Raw genomic sequence first — 222 nt, 5'->3', positions numbered from 1 at the left:
TCAAAAAAAGATTAAAAGCAACTTGCAAATTAGTCAAAATGGCGGCTAAATCACCGCTTTTTTCTATCATGGGAGCGGCGGTGATTTTGATATTGGTTTCCATTTCTTTAGCGATGATATGGCTGATTGAAGTTTTACCCAAACCGGGCGGGCCAAAAAAGAGCATGTGATCCAAACTTTCTTGGCGTTTTTTAGCCGCGCAAAAAGAAATTTGCAAGTTGC

General features: G+C 40.1%; 1 protein-coding gene. It reads right to left on the bottom strand.

Features of this window, described 5'->3' with window-relative positions; translation table 11 throughout:
- A partial coding sequence (locus BZK24_RS08690) for an AAA family ATPase (protein ID WP_143424421.1) occupies positions 1-222 on the bottom strand: 222 nt, incomplete at both ends.

Origin of the sequence: Helicobacter pylori (assembly GCF_001998165.1) — a bacterium.
Lineage (GTDB): Bacteria > Campylobacterota > Campylobacteria > Campylobacterales > Helicobacteraceae > Helicobacter > Helicobacter pylori_DL.
Note: the sequence above shows the minus strand (reverse complement) of the source record. Positions and strands in the feature narration are given on the sequence as shown.